Genomic DNA, 15,346 nt, shown 5'->3' with positions numbered 1-15,346 from the left:
CTCTCTCGACGTGGACGTGTGCGTCAGGTCGCTCGAAATGTCACTGTAAATAGACGCGCTGCTCGAGGTAGAACTCCTCTCCTTGTTCCACCCAGGTCATTTTCAGTATCCATTGTCCCAGAGGAAGGGCACTGACGGAGATATGCTGCCGGCCTTCGCTATTGAGCTGCAGTGGCCGGGTGACGTCGTTTTTCGCATCGGATATGCGGAAAAAGGTGACCTCTCCGCTGATATCGTCGTAGCGCTCGCGCGGCGGATAGCTGATGATGCAGACGCGGGACTCGCGGTCGATTTCGATGACAGGACGTTGTTCGAGAGCGTCTGTGCGCTTCTTCGTTTCTATGCGGTCCTGATACCTGAGATCCTTCTCGTAATAATTATCTGTGACGAGATGGTATTCCTGCTGACTGATGATAACAGTCAGCACGATGGTGGAGAGAAGAAAGAGGACGATCGTGATGGTGATACCGACCGCCCAGATATGGATTTTTTTATCTGCCATACATTTTTGTTACTGTGTGGCCGGCCCGATGAACGTCGTCTCGACGCTTTCAAGCAGGCGATCGCCGCTGTAAAGGCTGATGGAGATCGGAGTTTTTATTCCATCGAGTTCAGATAAAGGAAGATCGATGAAGAACGCCGATTCTGCAAGTCCGTTCGCGAGCGCGACGATCTTTTTATCTCCGACGACAGAGAGCGTCCCCTCCTTTGCATCCAGTTTCAGCCGTATGTCGAGATCTGCTCTCGTTTTATTGACCACCCTGAGGGTAAACAGATTGCGCACATTCTGTTCTCCCTGAAGCTGATACAAGGTGCCCGGGGCGCGGAGAATTGTTGTCTCGATGTCGGCGCGCGCGAAGAACAGGAAGACGATGACACCCAGCAACACCAGCAGGACGCTGGAATACCCGATAACACGGGGCGTGACAATCCGTGTGTCGCCGGTGGTAATGGCTTTGTGCGAGGCGTAGCGAATCAATCCCCGCGGAAAGCCGACTTTGTCCATCACGCTGTCGCATGCATCGATACACGCGGTGCAATTGACGCATTCGAGTTGTGTCCCGTTGCGGATGTCGATACCGGTGGGGCACACCACAACGCACTGATGGCAATCCACGCAGTGTCCGGCATCGGTGCGGGGGTCTTCGCGGCGATAGCGCTTTCGTTGTTCGCCCCGAACGAAGTCGTAGGAGATGACGACTGAATTTTCATCGAGGAGCACGGACTGCAGTCGTCCGTAGGGACAGACAAGCACGCAGGCTTGCTCGCGGAACCAGGAAAAGACAAAGAAGAACGCTCCGGAGAAGAGGACAATCGCGATGAATCCTCCGAGATGTTCGCTGGGTGGGGAGGTCACGATGTCGAGCAGCGCATCCATTCCGATGATGTATGCCAGGAAGAGATTACTGATGGCGAAAGAGAGCGCATAGAAGATGCCTGTTTTCACGCCCTTCTTGAAAATCTTGTCCGGCGTCGAGGGTTGCGCGTTGAGCGCCCGTTGCTGTTGCGCGTCACCTTCGATAAAGTACTCGATTTTCCGGAATACCATTTCCATGAAAATGGTCTGCGGGCAGATCCATCCGCAGAAGATGCGGCCGTATACAGCGGTGAAGAGGAAGATCGCCACGATGGTGGCAATCATGATGAGGACGAAGAGATGGAAATCCTGCGGCCAGAAAGTGACGCCGAAGATCACGAATTTTCGTTCGAGAATATTCAGCAGCAGGAGTTGCTCGCCGTTGATTTTGATGAATGGGGAGAAGAAGAGAAAGGCCAGCAGGATCCAGCTCACATACGTGCGCCAGCGGAAAAAACGCCCTGAGGGTTTTTTCGGATAAATCCAGTTCCGTTTTCCGTGTTCGTCCACGGTGGCGATACGGTCGCGGAAGGTGATTTCTTCGTAGAGCTCTTCCACATCATGCTTGCTGCTCATAGGTGCTGACCGGCCTTTCGATGCGTATGTAACGGATTCTGTTGTCTCATACGGAAACCGCCGGCGCGTGGCCGGCGGTCGCGCTTACTTCGCGATTTTCTCCCCTTGCGGGGCTTTCGGATTCGGAGGGCTGCTGCCCTGCAATTTGACCAGGATGAAGCTGGCCATGGCGTTGATTTGATCCGGCGACATGCTTTTTTCCCAGGCAACCATCCCTTGTGCGGGGACGCCTTTGGTGATCACCTTCACAACCTGCGCGATTTTATTGCCGTGAATCCAGTACTCATCGGTGAGATTGGGACCGATACCACCCTCGCCCAGCTTACCGTGGCAGGCGGCACATTGCGCTTCGAAGAAGGTTTTCGCGTCTCCGAGCAGGCCAGCATCGGTAATCGGTTCTGTGATGGTCGCAACCTCCGCTGTGGCGGGAGCGCTGCCAGCCGGCAGAGTGCCGCCCATAGCGACATACTTGTCGAAGATGACCGGGAAACTCTCACGCAGTTTCGCCATTTGCGAGGCGTCTGCGTAACGCATCGCGTTGAGGACGTCTTTTTCGAAGGACTGATAGGCTTCCTTTTGCAGGAGGGCGATGGTACGCGGTGTGACGTCGCTTTCTTCGGCGGCCACCGGGGTACGATAGGAGCCAAAGACCACGCCCCGCGTTTCGGGTCGGGCGGGAACGTAGTCCGGATCTATTTCACGAAGGTATTCGGTACCCGGGAGGTCGCCGGTACCGAACACGTGGAAATGCAGTAAGTAGACGACGCCAAGCACGATGGTGATGTAGAAGAGATTTTTCCACCAGCCCGGGAGCTGATTGTCATACTCCTCGATGCCGTCGTATTCATGCTTGAGCAGTTCGTCCTGTGGTACTTTTCGTTTCGCCATGACTAATCCTTGTCAGCATCGTTGGTTGCGGTGGTGAGGGAGCCGTCTTGCAGAGGAAGATTTTCCATTTCCGTAGTAAACGACTTGCGGAGTAAGAGTGCGCGGATGACGATCGCGACGAATACCACGAAGAAGAACACTGTGGTGGCGATGCCCAACGCTTCAAAGTTCGTGAAATCCACGAGATTCTTGAACATCTCTCACTCCGTGCGGATATCCGTGCCCAAACGCTGCAAGTACGCGATGAGCGCGATGATTTCCTTGTTCCAACGGGTTTTGATGCCGGCGGCATCGAGCCCCTCGGCGATGGTGCGCGCCTGCGCCTCAAGGTCTTTTGCCGCCTGGCTTTCATAGCCTTCCGGATAGGGGACGCCGATACTGCGGAGTGCGCCGATTTTTGATTGCAGATCGGAATAATCCAGATCGTTTTCGATCATCCAGGGGTATGGCGGCATGATGGATCCCGGTGACATGGAGGTGGGATCGTACATGTGATTGTAATGCCACGCATCGGGATATTTCCGGCCGACGCGCCAGAGATCGGGGCCGGTACGCTTGGAGCCCCAGAGGAAGGGGTGATCGTACACGTACTCGCCCGCTTTCGAATATTCTCCGTAGCGTTCTGTTTCAGAGCGGAAAGGACGCACCATCTGCGAATGGCAACCGACGCAGCCCTCACGAATGTACAGATCACGTCCCTCGAGTTCAAGCGGTGTGTACGGCTTGACGTTGGTGATGGTCGGGATGTTCGACTCAACGACGAAAAGCGGAAGATTGCCGATAACGGAGCCGATCAGGATAGCCACCGCGGACAGAATCGTGAAACGAATGGGGCGGCTCTCAAGCCAGCGATGACCCCAATAGGTTTTGTCCTCATGCGCGATCTGCGCCCGGAGGGGCGGCGCTTCCGCCTCTTCCTCGGCCTGGAAGGAGCCTGATTTCACGGTCTTTATCAGATTAAACACCATCAGGATCGCTCCGACGAGGTAAATACCGCCGCCGATGGCGCGCATGATGTACATGGGTACCAATTGCAATACCGTCTCGAGGAAATTCGGATACTGGAGCACACCGTCCGGAGTGAACTGCTTCCACATCAAGCCTTGTGTGATTCCGGCCCAGTACATCGGGATAGCATAGAAGAGAATGCCCAGCGTACCCAGCCAGAAATGCCAGTTGGCCAACTTCACGGAGAACAACTTGGTCTTCCATAGCCTGGGTACCAGCCAGTAGATCATACCGAAGGTCAAAAAACCGTTCCAGCCCAGAGCACCCACGTGGACGTGTGCGATGGTCCAGTCCGTGAAATGCGACAAGGCGTTCACGCTCTTGATGGACAGCATCGGCCCCTCGAACGTCGCCATGCCGTAGGCGGTGATCGCGACGACGAGGAATTTGAGGACAGGATCCTTGCGCACGGTGTCCCAGGCACCGCGGAGCGTCAGCAGGCCGTTGAGCATGCCACCCCAGCTCGGGGCGATAAGCATGAGCGAGAACACCGTGCCCAGCGACTGCGCCCAATCCGGTGTGGCGGAGTACAGAAGGTGATGCGGTCCCGCCCAGATGTAAATGAAAATCAGCGCCCAAAAGTGAATGATGGACAGCTTGTACGAGTACACGGGGCGGTTGGAAGCCTTCGGAATAAAGTAATACATGAGGCCGAGATACGGTGTGGTCAGGAAGAATGCGACCGCATTGTGTCCGTACCACCACTGTACCAGCGCATCCTGTACGCCAGCGTACAGCGAGTAACTTTTCATGAAGCTTACCGGGACCTCGAAGGAATTCACGATATGCAGCACCGCGACGGTCACCAGAGTGGATATGTAAAACCAGATGGCAACATACATGTGTTTTTCACGCCGCTTGAGTATGGTGCCTATCATATTCCAGCCCCAGACGACCCAGATGACGGCAATGGCGATGTCGATCGGCCACTCAAGTTCGGCGTACTCTTTCGACGTGGTGTATCCCGCGAACAAGGAGAGCGCCGCCGCAACGATGATGAGCTGCCAGCCCCAAAAGTGAATTCTTCCGAGCAGGTCGCTGAAATTGCGTGTTTTCAGAAGGCGTTGTATCGAGTAATAGTACCCAAGGAATATGCCGTTACCCACAAAGGCGAATATGACCGCGTTCGTATGGATTGGCCGTAGCCGTCCAAACGTTGTGGCGGGAGCGAAGTTCAATCCCGGAAACGGCAGTTCCAGCGCGATGACCAGCCCGACGAGAAAGCCGACAATACCCCAGAACATCGTCGCCAAAAAGAACAGTCGGACGATCTGATTGTCGTACCTGAATTTTTCAACGTCCATTCGATGGATCTCCTATATTCGTATGATCATGTTCGTCGTTGTCGCGGTCGCGCTTTCCGCGTGTGCCGTCATCAAAAAGCATGCGTATGGACGGCGTTACTTTATCGTCGTATTGCCCGTTGCGCACAGCCCACAGATACAATCCAAGAAAGATGAGTGCAACAAGCAGGCTGAAGCCTATGAGAATGAACATCACCTCCACGTCAGGCCAGCCTCCGCTTCCGGGCATACCAGCGTGTGAGCAAAGTGGTGAAGGCAACAACACTGACCGAACTCACCGGCATCAACACTGCGGACACCAACGGTGTCAGCAAACCGGCCACCGCGAAGGAAATGCCGATCACATTGTATGTCAGTGAGAGAATGAAACTCGCGCGGACAATGGCGTGACTGTTGCGCGCGAAGTCCAGCATACGATCAAACGTATGAAAGCGGTCCGCGGACAAAATACCGTCACAGGCCGGAGAGAAGGCATTGATATCCTCGGTGAGGGAGACGCCGACGTCCGCTGCCTTGAGCGCACCTGCGTCGTTGAGGCCATCGCCCAACATCAATACATGCCGCCCCTGGCTGCGCAAGGTCTCGACATACCCCAGTTTATCCGCCGGGGTCTGGAGGAAACGCATCGGAACATCCTCGCCGAACAGCGCTTTGAGCCGTGCTTCCTCGCGCGGGGAATCGCCGGAGAGTATCGCCAGGCGATAACGGGAACGCAGGCGGGCGACAAGCTCGGGGAGTCCGTCGCGGTACACATTCGGCACGGTGAAATGTCCCCGTGGTTGACTATCGATCGATACGTACACCGATGTGGTTGCGGTGTCAATGGGTGCGTCGTGATCGCGCCAGGCCCAGTCCGCCGAGCCGATGAGCACGCGACGTCCTTGCACACTCCCTTCTATACCTTTTCCGGGAATTTCCGAGTATCCCTCAACGTCAGCCGTCGGGACATCGGCAAGGAATGCGAAAACCTGTCGACTGAGCGTGTGTGTGCTTTGCCGCAGAACGGACTTGATGAGCAAGCGCTCCTGCTCATTCAATCCGGGTCCGTGGAAGCGCACACCGCCGGCACCGCTTCTCGTGAGCGTGCCGGTTTTGTCGAAGACGATCGTGTCGATATGGGAGAGCATTTCGACGGTGTCGGTGCTCTTCACAAAGAATTCGTTGTAGCCATACACACGCTGCGCCGATCCCAGCGCGAACGGGGAAGCGAGCGCGAGCGCGCAGGGACAGGCCACGATCAGGACCGAAGTGAACACGAAGGTCACCATACCCGGCTCGAGCACGAGCCAGACGACGGATGCGACAAGCGCGATACTCAACACCGCGTAGGTAAAGCGTGCGCTGATGCGATCCACGAGTGCTGTGAGCGGCGCCCGGCGCTCCTTGGTGAACACGTCGTTGTTCCACAGCCGGGTCAGATAGCTTTGCTCGATTTCCTTTACAACTTCGAGCTCTATCGCCTGCCCCACCTGTCTGCCACCGGCGTGAATGCGGTCGCCGCTGAATTTGCGGATGAGTTCCGCTTCGCCGGTCACGAAGCTGTAGTCAATATTCGCCTCGCCATTGAGGAGAATGGCGTCGGCGGGGATCAATTCCTGATTCCGCACCACGATGCGCTGTCCGACTCTCAGGCGTGTGAGAGGAATTGTGGTTTCGTGATGCTGCTCTTTGACCGCAACGGAGAGCGGGAAGTACGAACGAAAATCTCGTTCGAAGGACAGCGCGTCGTATGTTTTCTTCTGGAAGATTTTTCCTATGAGCAGGAAAAACACCAGTCCCGTGAAGCTGTCGAGATACCCCGGACCTGTTCCGCTCAGAATGTCGTATATGCTGCGGAAAAACAGCATACTGATGCCGAGGGAGAGCGGGACGTCAATGTTCAGGAAACGCTGACGCAATCCGGCCCAGGCCGACTGAAAATATTCGAGACTGCTATAGAAAAAAACCGGTAGCGACAGCCCGATGTTGATGTAGCTGAAGATGCGCGCAAACAGCGGATCGATGCCTCCCTCTCCGGCCAGGTATTCCGGAAAGCTCAGAAGCATCACATTCCCGAAAGCGAAACCCGCGATGCCGATCTTGTAGTACAGCCGTTTGTTGCTGCTGCCGCGGCGCTTTTCTGCGACACTTTGCAAGCTGATATGCGGTTCGTACCCCACCGAAGCCAGCAGCGTTACCACGCCCTTGAGCGTGATCATGGAAGCCTTCCATGTGATGGCCGCCTCGCGGCGGGTGAAATCCACGCGTGAGCTGACGATTCCGGGATTGAGCGCGTTCAGTCGCTCCAGCAGCCAGATGCAGGAACTGCAATGCATGGAGGGGATGCTGAAGGTGGCCATGCGTACATCGCCATCGGTGAACTCCAACAATTGCTCCTCGATTGCCGGATCGTCGAGATAGGCGTACCTGCTGCCGTAAATCTGATCGTGGGGACTTTTTCCGCGGACCGCCTCGTCCACATCGTAATACGCACAGAGGTCATTGGCGTGCAACAGCTCGTACACCGCCTTGCATCCGTTGCAGCAAAAATACTTGTCCCCCAATGCGATTTCGTCACTGAAGCAGACGTCACCGCAGTGAAAACAGACCAACGGCGCCTTGCGCTCGCCCGTCTGTCCGGAATACCGTAGGGGACCAGATTCAATCATTGAAACGCGGGACCTTTCCTCGAGCTAGACGTTGTGCGCGACGGAATCGTGAAATTTCGGATCCTTGATAGGAACAGCGGCATGCGCAGTGTAGCGCTGCCAGAACAACCAGAGCACCAATCCGCCGATGCCGAGCAATGCGGTTATATCCGTCCACGCGGGCAGGGGCGAGCCGGCACGAAAGGTCGGCATGACCAGCCAGTACATATCCACCGCGTGCATGACGAGCATCAGAATGGTGACGGCACGCAATACCGCGGGCGTCCGCTTCATACGATAGAAGATCAAGGTGAAAAACGGCACCGCGAAGCGGAAGAAGATGAGCAGGACGCTCACCACCCACCAGCCGTTGTCCCAGCGCGCAAGATACCAGACTGTCTCCTCCGGAATGTTCGCATACCAGATGAGATAGTACTGGGAGCCGCCGATATACGCCCAGAAGACGGTGAACGCGAAAAGCATGCGACCGAAGTCATGATGGTGATCGATACCCACTTCCTTCGTGAGCAGGCCTCCGCGGCCCATGGACTGGAAGAACAGACTCAGCAATGCCAGCGCCGCGAGGAATCCGCCGGCGAACACGTACACGCCGAAGATGGTTGAGTACCAATGCGGTTCGAGACTCATCAGCCAATCGAAAGCGGCGAACGTCATGGTAAACGCAAACAGGAAGAGTCCGCCTGCGCTGATTTTCCGCAGTGAAACAGTATGTCCGGGATCCCCGTCCACATCCTGGCGCAGGGAGTGCCTCGTCAGCAGCCAGCCCAGCACGATCCAGATCGCAAAAAATACCAGCCCGCGAATGCTGAAAAACGCGATGTTCAGATAGGGTGCTTTCGAGGCGAGCAGATGATCGCTCGCGACGGCGTCTGCGTGTGACCAGTGAAACAGCGTATGTGCGCCAATGACGACGGGAACGAAGAACAACAGCAACAGCGGGAGTGTCTGCGTCATGGCTTCCGCCGCGCGCCGTGTTGTGACACTCCACACCGCGCCGGTGGCATGTTGCAGCATCACGAAGAACAGGGCTCCCAGCGCTATCGTGGTCCAGTCGCGCGAAGGCCATGAGCCATGATGCAAGGAACTGATGGCTGTCGACGAAATAGCCGATCAGAGTCAATACGGTTCCGACCGCTCCGATCGCGAGCGCGATGACACCGAAGCGTCCTTTGTCGGTGAATCTGTAGGTTGTCGTGTCGATTGCTGCCATGGTGCTGGGTGTTACTGTTGTGGCGGTGTCGTGTTGGAAGGCGGAGGAGCGACAGGGCTCTTGCTCTGCAACTCGCGAACGTGTGCGACGATATTCCAGCGGTCTTCCGCCGGAATCTGTTGACGATACGATGGCATGTTCCGGATACCGTTGGAAATGACTTCGAACAGGGCTCCGTCCGCGAGGTCGCGGATGCGTTGCTCCATGAGGTTGTTCGGCGGTATGGGATACTTGTACTTCATGATTTTTCCCTGTCCGTCTCCTTTGACGCCGTGGCACGGTGAGCAGTAGATGGTATAGCGTTCTTCGCCGCGCTTGAGTACCGCCGCGTCAACGGTAAAGGGAATCGCCGCAACCAGCGTCGAGTCCTCGTAGCGTCCGTTGAAATACCCGACGTCCTCGTGCAGTTGCCCGCGGGCGACCGTTCCTTCAGGCGGTGTGCGCATGGCGGCGCCGTCGGCGAAAAAGCCGCTCTCACGCTGCGCGATGTACTTGGCCTGATTGTCCATGTTCGGATTGGGATGGATGGGAGGATTTTCCGAAGTCATTCCTCTGCATCCTCCCAGAAACACCACTGCGGAGGCTATGACGAGTGCCCGGGAAATCATGTGCGAAATGCTGCTTGCCGAGTTCATGCGTCCCCCCGTACGATTTCGATACTCTGCGCTCCGAGCGATTCAAGAAAGGCGCGGGTGCCCGCTTCGTCGAATTTCGGATCCTGCGCGTCAATGCTCACGAGAAAACCGTCGTCGCTGGCTTTACTCAGCATGTCGGAATAAAACAGCGGCTGATGAAAACGCGGGAGCTTGTTCAGACGCAGCATACCGACCACCGCACCGAAGGCGCCGAACAGAACGAACAGCGCGAAGGTGATGATGATGAAGGCCTGCCAGCTGAACAGCGGCTTGCCGCTGATGATTAACGGGTATGCCGATGTCGCGACCCGGTCTGCAACGAAAAATTCCATCGCTGCGCCCAACGCCGCCATGCCTCCGACAATGAAGCCGACAGGCGAGCGGCCAAGACCCATGGCATCGTCCATGCCGTGAATGGGGAAGGGCGAGTGGCAGTCGAAATGCGAGTATCCTGCATCGCGTACCTTTTTCGCCGCGTCCATCAGCGATGCGGGAGAGGAAAACTGAGCGATCAATGCATGCGTGGTCATGCGGCACCTCCTTGCTGCTCCCCATGCCCGGCGTGATGATGCGGATCCGCCTCGGGAAGCACGGCTTTGACTTCAGACATGGAAATGAGCGGAAGGAATCGCAGGAAGAGCAGGAACAACGTGAAGAACAGGCCGAAGCTCCCCACAAAGGTCAGCACGTCCCAGGTGGTCGGCGAATAGTAATCCCAGGAAGAGGGAAGGAAATCGCGCGACAGGGAGGTGACGGTGATGACGAAGCGCTCGAACCACATGCCGATGTTCACAAAAATGGACAGCGTGAACATGATCGGGATGCTGCGGCGGAACTTGCGGAACCAGAACAATTGCGGCGTGATCACGTTGCAAAGGAACATGATCCAGTAGGCCCAGGCGTAATTGCCAAACCCCCGGTTGACAAAGGCGAAGACCTCGTAAATGTTGCCGCTGTACCACGCGATGAAAAACTCCATGATGTACGCATATCCCACCATGCTGCCCGTCACGAGAATGATCTTGTTCATCTTCTCGAAATGATCGATCGTGATAAGGTTCTGCAGACTGAACACCTTACGCGCGATGATCGCCAGCGTCAGCACCATGCCGAAACCGGAGAAAATGGCTCCCGCAACGAAGTACGGCGGGAAAATGGTGGTATGCCAGCCGGGTATGAGACTGGTCGCGAAGTCCGTACTCACCACCGAATGCACGGACAGCACCAGCGGTGTCGCGAGTCCCGCCAGCATCAGGTACGCCAGCTCATAGTGACGCCACTGTCTGTTGCCGTTATTCCAGCCGAGTGAAAGGATGCCGAACACCATGCGGCGGAGCTTGGTTTTCGCTCTGTCGCGGAAGGTGGCGAGATCCGGTACCAGCCCCACGAACCAGAACAGGAAGGATACGGTGAAATACGTGCCCACCGCGAACACATCCCAGAGCAACGGGCTGCGGAAGTTCGGCCACATCTCCATGGAATTCGGCAGCGGGAACATATAGTAGGCGATCCAGATGCGGCCGACATGGATGGCGGGGAAAATGCCCGCGCAAATCACCGCGACAATCGTCATCGCCTCCGCGAAGCGATTGATGGCGGTGCGCCAACGTTGCCGCAACAGGAAAAGGATGGCTGAAATCAGTGTCCCTGCGTGGCCGATACCGACCCAGAACACGAAGTTCACAATGGCCCATCCCCAGCCCACGGGATTGTTGAGGCCCCAAATGCCTGTCCCTTCGTACACGAGCCAGCCAATGGAACCAACCAGTATCAGCGTTCCCGAAAGTGCCATGCCGAACAGAATCCACCACAATTGGGGCGTCTTCGTCTCGACAACGCCGCTGATTTTCTCCGTGATGCCGCTGAACGTCAGGCCACCCTGTACCAGTGGTGCTTCCTCGAGTACGGCTGCGGCGGTTTTCGTCGTTGTTGTGTTCACACTCACGTTGCTTCTGCGTGTTGGTGATGTAGAATAGTCAATTACGATGTTGCGTTATCCGGTCAGACGGAGCCCTTGCCACGCAGCGCCGGATTCGGGTTACTCACTTTCGCGAGGAAGGTCGTGCGCGGACGAAGATTGAATTCGCCCAGCAACTGATAGGTGCGGGGTGAGTCCTTTTCCTTCGCCACGGCGCTGTTCCGGTCGTTGATGTCGCCAAAGACAATGGCCTGCGTCGGACACGCATCCTGACACGCGGAGCGGATGTCGCCGTCCCGCAACTCGCGACCTTCGACCTTTGCATGGATTTTCCCGCGTTCGATGCGCTGAGTGCAGTAGGTGCATTTTTCCATCACACCGCGGAAGCGTACCGAAACGTCGGGATTCTGCGCCATCTTCATCACCTCGGGCAAATCGCCCGTATAGTTGAGGAAGTTGAAACGGCGGGCCTTGTAGGGACAGTTGTTGGAGCAATACCGCGTACCGATGCAGCGGTTGTAGGTCATCACATTGAGACCTTCTTCGTCGTGCGAGGTTGCGGCCACGGGGCACACTTGTTCGCAGGGGGCCATTTCACAGTGATGACACGCGAGCGGCATGACGCGTACGCCGGGATCGTTTTCGTCGCCTTTGTAATAGCGGTCGATGCGTATCCAGTGCATTTCGCGTCCGTTGAGGACCTGTTCCTTGCCGACCACGGGGATGTTATTCTCGCTTTGACAGGCGATGGTGCAGGCGCCGCAGCCGATGCAGGCGTTGAGATCGATGCTCATGCCCCACTGCATTCCAGTGTCGTAGCGATGATCATTCCACATGCTTCGCAGTTTCGGCATGTGCACAACATGTTGGGCGAAGTCGGGATGCTCACGGAATTCGTCCAGCGTCGCTTCGCGGAAAATCTGCGGAAGCCGCTCCGTCACACCGTCCCGCGCCATGCGCTCTTCATCGAGTCCGTGATGATCCTGTACACAGGCAAGCGCATGCGTGCCGAATTTCGCGCCCAACGTCAATCCCTGCGCCAGGTACATGGCGCCCGTCGTACGAAGGCGATACGCATTGAAGCCCACGCCGGACCCCACACGGCCGGCTCTGCGTCGTCCGTATCCCAGCAAAACGGTCACGGACCAGTCCGCCTGGCCGGGAACGATCCACACCGGCATCGGGGTCTCGCGCCCGAACAGGGCGAGTCGCACCAGATCACCGTCTTTCAGTCCGAGGGCTTTTGCGTTGGACCGGCTGATAAGTGCGGCATTATCCCAGGTCAGCTTGGTGACCGGATCGGGAAATTCCTGCAACCAGGCATTGTTGGCGAAACGACCGTCATGCACGGCGGGAGAGAGGCGGAACACGATTTCCATCGCGTCCCTGCGCGGTGGTGCCGCGTCGAAATGGCGCGCATCTATCAGCCCCGCGATGCTGGCGGTATTGGGCGCGGGTGTCGAAGTGGTCACCTGCCAGGGATATACACCGTCGTGCAATATGCCGCGCCAGCTTCGTTTGGCCATACCGGGGATGAGGGTTTGCCATGTGGCCTTCACCAGGTCGGATCCTTTTGCCAGCTCCCCGCTGACGAGCAGATGGAGGAGTTCGACATCACTGACCCCATCTTCGTAGAGGGGCGCGATCAGCGGTTGTATCACTCCCAGACGACCGTCCGTCCCGCTCACATCTCCCCAGCTCTCCAGGTAGTGACGCATGGGCAGATGCCAGGTGGACGAGGTGGACGTTTCATCGACGTAGAGAGAGAGGTGTACACTGAGGCCGACATTCTCCAGCGCGGTGCGGAATTCGAGATCGGCTGGCATGGTGTACGCGCCGTTGCCTCCGAGCATGATCAGCGCTTGCAGCTTGGCATCTTTCATCGCGGCCGTGAAATCCCGGAGCTGCGACGGTTCGCTTTCCATGGCGTACGGTTGCGTGAGGTACGAGACAGTGGCGCCGGCGTTCCCCAATGCGTGATTCAGCGCAGCCACGACGGCATGTACAGCCTTGGATTGTCCGCGTCCGGCGACGATCAGTCCCGCTCCCTTCTGCGCGAGCAAATCGTCCGCGACAGCATTGACCCAGGTGCTCTCCACAGCGGGGGAGGGAAGCTTTGTCAGCAGATCGGATGAAATGCCAAGCCCCTTGCCGGCGAGTGTATGCGTCAGTGTAGCGAGCAGGGCCGGGATGCGGCCCGCGGGGAGGCGCAAACGATGATCCGCCATGGCGGTGGTTTGCGTGAGGCTGCTTTCCACGAGATACAGGCGGTTCATGCCGGGTTTCGCATTGTCGGGCTTGCGCTTCGCGGTGAAGGCTTTCGCATGCACGAATGCGTCCCGTTCGGTGCCGAAGCAATCCGCATCCAGCGCCAGCACCACGTTGGCCTTGCTATAGTCATAGACAGGCCGCAACGGAGCGGCGAATGCTGCCGCGCTGCCATCGAGGATGTTGCGGTCGGAGACGGGATCGTAGCAGACCATGCGCGCGTTGGGATACGCGCTTTGAAACTCGCCGACGAGACGCCACAGCGTGGGAGAGGCGAAAGGCGAGAGCAGCAAGCCGAGACCCTCGCCGCCATTTTTCAGAAATGTCTCGCGCTGGACTTTCCAGACTTCGGCGAAGGCGGCGACAGTGGATGCTTCACCTGCACGTCGGGCATGCATGGAACGATCGGGGTCGTAGAGGCCGAGAATGGAGGCATTGGCCCACACGCCGGACGCGCTGCCCATGGAGTCGCGAAGCGGGTTGCCGGCAATCTTGTATGGTCGTCCTTCGCGGGTTTCCACCAGAAGGGATTCATTTTCCGTGCCCAGGGGCATACTTGTCGCGTACGACAGACTGTTGCCCGGGGTGATTTCTTCCGGACGCGAGACGTACGGGACGATATGCTCTTCCGGACGCCGGCAGCTTGTCAAGCCCGCAAGGGCCATGGATGCGCCCATAACCGTGAGGAAACTGCGTCGGTCCATTCCCGCCGTCAGTGGTGGGGAAGGGAACTCCCCTTGTTGGAGAACGCGGTACTCCGGCTCGCCCGTCTTGTCGCGGAAGCTCAGCCAGTACTCTTTACTGTGCGTGGAGTCGTCAGAGTCGACAAATGGCCGGTGTTTCATCGATGGCATCCCGAGCAGGTTTCTGGTGGATTAAGATTGAGTGTTTTCTTGATCTCCGCGGCGCGCTCCGCCTGATTATCCGGGGGTACCCAACCCATAACGGTGATGTCCTGAGGCGAGCGCAGATGGGGATCGGGGTTGCGGTGGCAGTCCAGGCACCAACCCATACTGAGAGGTTCCCTGAGTTCCATCACCTCCATGGCGGCGACATCCCCGTGGCAGCTTTCACAGCCCACGCCGGCACGCAGATGCGCACTATGATCGAAATACGCGTAATCCGGTACTTTGTGCAGGCGCACCCAGCGCAGTGGCTCACGCGACTCCCAACTGGCGCGCACGGGAGCGAGCTTCTCGCTCTCGGTTTTGATGAGCGTGTGGCAGTTCATGCAGGTTTGCGTGGGCGGCACCATGGCTACCGGAGACGTCTCTGCGCCGACGTGGCAGTACCGGCAGTCGAGGCCCAATTCGCCCACGTGCAAGGCATGGCTGTAGGGTACGGGTTGCGCCGGCGCGTATCCCACATCGGTAAATTTCGGGGACCAGTAGTACCATATCCCCGCGACGATGAGGATGATGAGAATGCCACCGGAAACTACGATGTTACGGGGCAAGGAGTTGGTCCACTTTGGAAAGATTTGCGCCAAAGCTTATCCTCTTTCTCTAGATTTTGGGAATGCGTTGATGCACTG

At 57.3% G+C, this 15,346-nt stretch carries 13 protein-coding genes; all 13 read right to left on the bottom strand.

Annotation, left to right across the window (positions count from 1 at the left end; translation table 11 throughout):
• Nucleotides 1-40: 40 nt before the first annotated feature.
• Nucleotides 41-502 (bottom strand): FixH family protein, encoded by a 462-nt coding sequence (locus M5R41_09860; GenBank protein ID MCZ7556691.1) that lies wholly within the window; start codon nucleotides 500-502, stop codon nucleotides 41-43.
• Nucleotides 503-511: 9 nt separating this feature from the next.
• Complete coding sequence (gene ccoG / locus M5R41_09855; GenBank protein MCZ7556690.1) at nucleotides 512-1,933, bottom strand: cytochrome c oxidase accessory protein CcoG; 1,422 nt, start codon at nucleotides 1,931-1,933, stop codon at nucleotides 512-514.
• Between the two features lie 84 nt (nucleotides 1,934-2,017).
• Complete coding sequence (locus M5R41_09850) at nucleotides 2,018-2,821, bottom strand: c-type cytochrome (GenBank protein ID MCZ7556689.1); 804 nt, start codon at nucleotides 2,819-2,821, stop codon at nucleotides 2,018-2,020.
• Nucleotides 2,822-2,823: 2 nt separating this feature from the next.
• Nucleotides 2,824-3,018, bottom strand: a complete 195-nt coding sequence (locus M5R41_09845; GenBank protein ID MCZ7556688.1) for a hypothetical protein — start codon at nucleotides 3,016-3,018, stop codon at nucleotides 2,824-2,826.
• A gap of 3 nt (nucleotides 3,019-3,021) precedes the next feature.
• On the bottom strand, nucleotides 3,022-5,133 hold the full coding sequence (gene ccoN, locus M5R41_09840) for a cytochrome-c oxidase, cbb3-type subunit I (GenBank protein ID MCZ7556687.1): 2,112 nt from the start codon (nucleotides 5,131-5,133) through the stop codon (nucleotides 3,022-3,024).
• The gene (gene ccoS, locus M5R41_09835) at nucleotides 5,123-5,335 is read right to left on the bottom strand and encodes a cbb3-type cytochrome oxidase assembly protein CcoS (GenBank protein ID MCZ7556686.1); all 213 of its coding nucleotides are present in this window, start codon (nucleotides 5,333-5,335) and stop codon (nucleotides 5,123-5,125) included. Before ccoS ends, ccoN begins: the two co-directional genes overlap by 11 nt.
• A gap of 1 nt (nucleotide 5,336) precedes the next feature.
• A complete protein-coding gene (locus M5R41_09830; protein ID MCZ7556685.1) occupies nucleotides 5,337-7,781 on the bottom strand; it encodes a heavy metal translocating P-type ATPase metal-binding domain-containing protein in 2,445 nt (814 codons plus the stop codon).
• A gap of 24 nt (nucleotides 7,782-7,805) precedes the next feature.
• Nucleotides 7,806-8,861 (bottom strand): quinol:cytochrome C oxidoreductase, encoded by a 1,056-nt coding sequence (locus M5R41_09825; protein ID MCZ7556684.1) that lies wholly within the window; start codon nucleotides 8,859-8,861, stop codon nucleotides 7,806-7,808.
• Nucleotides 8,862-9,002: 141 nt separating this feature from the next.
• The gene (locus M5R41_09820; protein MCZ7556683.1) at nucleotides 9,003-9,626 is read right to left on the bottom strand and encodes a cytochrome c; all 624 of its coding nucleotides are present in this window, start codon (nucleotides 9,624-9,626) and stop codon (nucleotides 9,003-9,005) included.
• Entirely contained in the window at nucleotides 9,623-10,156 is a 534-nt protein-coding gene (locus M5R41_09815; protein MCZ7556682.1) for a DUF3341 domain-containing protein, read from the bottom strand. Before M5R41_09815 ends, M5R41_09820 begins: the two co-directional genes overlap by 4 nt.
• Nucleotides 10,153-11,571 (bottom strand): polysulfide reductase NrfD, encoded by a 1,419-nt coding sequence (gene nrfD / locus M5R41_09810; protein ID MCZ7556681.1) that lies wholly within the window; start codon nucleotides 11,569-11,571, stop codon nucleotides 10,153-10,155. The genes M5R41_09815 and nrfD overlap by 4 nt, the downstream gene beginning before the upstream one ends.
• Nucleotides 11,572-11,627: 56 nt before the next feature.
• Nucleotides 11,628-14,657, bottom strand: coding sequence for a TAT-variant-translocated molybdopterin oxidoreductase (locus tag M5R41_09805; GenBank protein MCZ7556680.1), 3,030 nt, complete (start codon nucleotides 14,655-14,657; stop codon nucleotides 11,628-11,630).
• Nucleotides 14,654-15,268: a cytochrome c family protein gene (locus tag M5R41_09800; protein MCZ7556679.1), complete on the bottom strand. Its 615-nt coding sequence runs from the start codon at nucleotides 15,266-15,268 to the stop codon at nucleotides 14,654-14,656. Before M5R41_09800 ends, M5R41_09805 begins: the two co-directional genes overlap by 4 nt.
• Nucleotides 15,269-15,346: the final 78 nt, after the last annotated feature.

It is taken from the genome of Bacteroidia bacterium (assembly GCA_027493955.1).
Taxonomy (GTDB): domain Bacteria; phylum Bacteroidota; class Ignavibacteria; order SZUA-365; family SZUA-365; genus JAOSJT01.
The sequence above is the reverse complement of the archived record's forward strand: the minus strand, read 5'-3'. Positions and strand labels throughout refer to the sequence as shown.